Origin of the sequence: Streptomyces sp. NPDC050161 (genome assembly GCF_044460025.1) — a bacterium.
Lineage (GTDB): Bacteria > Actinomycetota > Actinomycetes > Streptomycetales > Streptomycetaceae > Streptomyces.
This window is the reverse complement of the sequence record NZ_JBITJM010000016.1, coordinates 1-4,627: the sequence shown is the minus strand read 5'-3', so window position 1 is coordinate 4,627 and position 4,627 is coordinate 1. Positions and strand designations below refer to the sequence as shown.

At 73.2% G+C, this 4,627-nt stretch carries 2 protein-coding genes; both read left to right on the top strand.

Annotated features, from left to right (window positions below; translation table 11 throughout):
* The first annotated feature begins 278 nt into the window (after positions 1-278).
* Entirely contained in the window at positions 279-722 is a 444-nt protein-coding gene (locus ACIBK8_RS24455; protein WP_399043980.1) for a YbaB/EbfC family nucleoid-associated protein, read from the top strand.
* Between the two features lie 66 nt (positions 723-788).
* Positions 789-4,627 (top strand): type VII secretion protein EccCa (gene eccCa, locus ACIBK8_RS24450; RefSeq protein ID WP_399043979.1); only part of this gene is annotated, 3,839 nt, incomplete at its 3' end.

Sequence of the window (4,627 nt, the reverse complement as noted above, 5' to 3'; positions counted from 1 at the left end):
CGGGTCGTGGTGGGGGTGTCCGGCGGGTTCACCGGCCGGACACCCCCACGTCGCCGGACGGTTGTGTGCAGGTCCCGGCTCGGAGGTCCCCGAACAGGGATCTGGGCAGGTCCGCGGCCGGGCGGGAGGATGGGCGTGGACCGATGCCGTTCCCCCTGCGTTCGGCCACCCCTGTGGTGCCGGCGCGCTCGAAGGCAGGCGTGCCCGCGTGGCCGCCCGCGCCCGTCGTGTGCCGGTACGTCCGCGTCGTCCCCCGCCCCGCACGAGGAGCACCACCCATGCCTGACCCGATCGACCTCGCGGCCCTCACCGACCGGATGCGTCACATCCAAGGCCATCTCTCCGGCCTGGGCGAGAGCCTGAGCGCGGATCAGGCGACCGGCCACGGCGGCGGTGGTCTGGTCACCGCGACGGTGACCGGTGAAGGCCGGCTGACCTCGCTGCGGATCGACCCTTCGGTGATCGACCCGGACGATCCGGAGACCCTGGCCGGTCTGGTCATCCAGGCCGTCGATGCCGCGCAACTGTCCATTCAGGAGCGGCACTCCGAGCGGGTCGGCCAGTTCACGGAGGGGCTGACGAACCTGGCGGTGGGGCTGCGCGAGCACACCGAGCAGAGCCGCCGGAACCGGCCCGCGGGCCCGGCTCCCGGCAGCCCGGCACCGTCCACGGCCGCCCCGGACGCCTCGGCCCCGTCCCAGGACGGCTCAGCGCCGCGCTGACCGGCCGGTCAGCGGGCACCCCCGCACCGTCTTCTGCCGCCCCACCTCCCTGCACAGAGAGCCCTGATGTCGCGGATCGTCTTCCACCGCCCAGCCCGGGTCACCCCGCCGCAGTTGCCGACCGATCCGGTGGTGGTGGCCGCGCCGCCACAGCCGGTCGGCAAGGACTCCAGCGCCAACTGGCTGATGCTGCTGATGCCGTTGCTTTCCAGCATCAGCATGGCCGCCTACATGATCGTCGCCGGCAAGAAGATGCTGATCCTGCTCGGCATCTCCTTCGTCCTGCTCTCCATCGGTCTCACCTTCGGTGTGCGCATGCAGATGCGCGGCAACCAGCGCAAGCAGAAGCTGAGCGCCCGCGACCGGTATCTGGAGCACCTCGTCGAGGTACGGCGGACGGCCCGTCAGGTCGCGTCCGACCAGCGCACCGTCGCGGCCTGGCAGCACCCTTCCCCGCACCGCCTGTGGGCCATCGCCCGCCGGCGCCGCCGGGTGTGGGAGCGCCGCCCCGCCGACCTCGACTTCCTGCGGGTACGGCTCGGCACCGGCCGCGCGCCGCTGTCCACGCCGATCCGGCTGGCCGCCCGTAACGACCCGACGGTCGAGTACGACGCGCGAGCCCGCTCCGCCGCCGACCGGCTGATCGAGGGCACCGCGACCGTCGGCCACCAGCCGGCCACCGTGGACCTCGACAGGTCGGGTGTGGTCAGCGTGCTGGGCCCGGCCGACCGTGCCCGTGGGGTGGCCCGCGCGCTGCTCACCCAGGTCGCCGTGTTGCACGCGCCGGACGATGTCTGCCTCACGGTGGTCACCGGCGGCGCGGAGGACGCCGACTGGGAGTGGGCCAAGTGGCTGCCGCACACCCACGAGAACGACGCGTCCGGTGAGGCGGGTGTGGTGCCGCTGGTCGCCGAGGACTTCGACGGTGTCGCCGACCGCCTCGACGCCTGGCTGACCGCCGCCAAGGAACAGGCCGCCGCCGCCCGGCGCACCTTCGCCACCCCCCGGGACAACGGCGACAGCCGACGCCGGCTGATCGTCCTGCTCGACGGCTACGACCCGCGCAGCGCCTGGGCCCGCTCGGCGGTCGCCACGCAGCTGCTGGCGGAGGCCGGTACCGGCACCGGTGTCACGGTGATCTGCGTGGTGAACCGTGAGGCGGACGAGCCGAACCGTGCCGACGTCCGGGTCCGGGTGACCGACGGCGGCGACCTGACCGTCGAGAGCCGCCGCTCCGACAACCGCACCGTCGCCTCCCCCGTGGAGGGCGCGATCGCCGACGAGCCGAGCCCCGCGCTGTGCGCGGCCACCGCCCGCGCCCTGGCGCCGCTGCGGCTGTCCGCCGAGGGCGAGGAGATCCTCGCCCAGACCATGTCGCTGCCGAACCTGCTGGGCGTCCCCGACCTCGACTCCTTCGAGCCGGAAGACCTGTGGATCGAGCCGGACTCCGAAGACGTGCTGCGCTTCCCCGTCGGCTTCGACGCGGAGGGCCATCCGCTGCCCCTCGACCTCAAGGAGGCGGCGCAGGGCGGCATGGGCCCGCACGGTCTGGTGGTCGGCGCCACCGGCTCCGGCAAGAGTGAGCTGCTGCGCACCCTGGTCGGCGGCCTGACCGCGATCCACTCCCCCGACCTGCTCAGCTTCGTCCTGGTGGACTTCAAGGGCGGCGCCACCTTCGCCGGTGTCACCGAACTGCCGCACGTGGCGGGCCTGATCACCAACCTGGTCGACGATCTGGCGCTGGTCGACCGGGTGCGTGACGCGCTCCAGGGTGAGCAGCAGCGGCGGCAGAAGCTGCTGCGCGACGCCGGCAACCTCGACAACGTACGCGAGTACCAGCTGCGCCGCGCCGCGGGCCAGACCGGGCCCGACGGCAAGCCCCTGGAGCCGCTGCCCTACCTCCTGGTCATCGTCGACGAGTTCGGCGAACTGCTCTCCAGCCGACCGGACTTCATCGACCTGTTCGTCCAGATCGGCCGGGTCGGCCGCTCCCTCGGCATCCATCTGCTGCTGGCCACCCAGCGCCTGGAGGAAGGCAAGCTGCGGGGCCTGGAGTCCAACCTCTCCTACCGGATCTGCCTGCGGACCTTCTCGGCCGCCGAGTCCCGTTCGGTCATCGGCACGCCGGACGCCTACCAGCTGCCGCCCATTCCCGGCTCGGCCTACCTCAAGGTCGCCGACTCGGTCTACGAGCGGTTCCGGGTGGCGCATGTGTCGGGCCCGCACCAGACCGCGGAGGAACGGCTCGCCGTCGAGGGTCCGGTGCCCACCAGCCCGGTTCCGTTCGGGCTGCGGCGCGCGCCCGACCCGGACGCGGCGCCCGAGCCGGCGCCCGAGACGCGGCCCCGGCCGCTGCTCACCGGGCCGACCGAGATGCAGGTCCTGGTGGAGCGGCTGCTGCGGGCCGGGCAGGCCGTGCACCAGGTGTGGCTGCCGCCGCTGCCCAGGGCGCTGCCGCTGGACGCCCTCACGGGACCGCTGGCAGGCAACCCGGGCGAGGGGCTGCGCGCGCAGTGGTGGCCGCACCACGGCGAGCTGCGGTTCCCGATCGGTGTGGCGGACGTCCCGGTGATGCAGCAACAGCACCCGGTGGTGCCGGACTTCGCGCACGAGTACGGGCATCTGGCCCTGGTCGGCGCGCCGCAGTCGGGCAAGAGCATGTTCCTGCGCTCGCTGATGCTGTCCGCGATGATCACGCACTCGCCGGATGAAGTGCAGTTCCTCTGCCTCGACTTCGGCGGCGGCTCGCTGCTGCCGTACGAGCGGGCACCGCACGTCAGCGGTGTCGTCGGACGGCACGACACGGACCGGGCACGGCGGGCGCTGGCCGAGGTGTCCCAGCTGGTATCGGAGCGCGAGAAGCTCTTCCGTGACCTGGGGATCGACTCGGCGGAGGAGTTCAGGCGCCGCCGCACGGCGGGCGACCTGCCGGCCGGTGTGCGCACCGCGGACGTCTTCCTGGTCCTGGACAACTGGGCGGGTCTGCGGGGCGAGTTGCAGAACCAGGTGGACATCGACGCCGTGGTGCTGGACGTCGCGGCGCGTGGTCTGGGCGTGGGTGTCCATCTGGTGCTGACCGCCAACCGCTGGGCCGATCTGCGGATGGCGCTGCGGGACAGCATCGCGGCACGCCTTGAGCTGCGGCTGAACGACCCGGCCGAGTCCGAGGTCGACCGCCGCGCGGCGCGCCGCTTCGCGTCCGCCACCGCGCCGGGCCGCGGCCTGGCGCCGGGCGGCATTCAGTTCCAGGTGGCGCTGCCGCGGCTGGACGGCATGGACACGCTGGAGGGCCTGGGCGAGGCCCAGGAGGACGCGCTGGTGAAGATCACCGATTCCTGGCCTTCCGTGGTGGCCCCGCCGATCCGGATGCTCCCCGAGCACCTCACCCTCGCCGAGATGGCGGCGCTCCCCGCGCCGCCCGGCACCGACCCGGCGGAGCAGACCGCCCTCCCGGGCGTGCCGATCGGCATCGCGGAGCACGACCTGCGCCCCGTCCACCTCGAACTGGGCGACGCGGAGCCGCACTTCCTGGTGTACGGCGACTCCGGTTCCGGCAAGTCGGTGTTCCTGCGCACCTGGCTGTCCGGGATGGCCGCGCGGTACTCGGCGTGGGAGGCCCGCTTCATCGTCGTGGACTACCGGCGGGCCCTGCTCGGCGCGGTCCCCGACGAGCACCTGGGCGCGTACGCGGGCGACAGCAACGCCGCCACCGCCTACGCCGAACAGGTCGCCCAGAAGCTCGCCGAACGGCTGCCCCCGCCCAACGTGACCGCCGCCCAACTGCGCGACCGCAGCTGGTGGGAGGGACCGGAACTGTACGTCGTGGTCGACGACTACGACCTGGTCGGCAACGGCCGCAACTCCCCGCTCGCCCCACTCGTCGACTACCTCCCCCAGGCCAGAGA

Coding starts and splice junctions, on each gene's coding strand:
- ACIBK8_RS24455 (WP_399043980.1), top strand. CDS start 279: ATGCCTGACCCGATCGACCTCGCGGCCCTCACCGACCGGATGCGTCAC.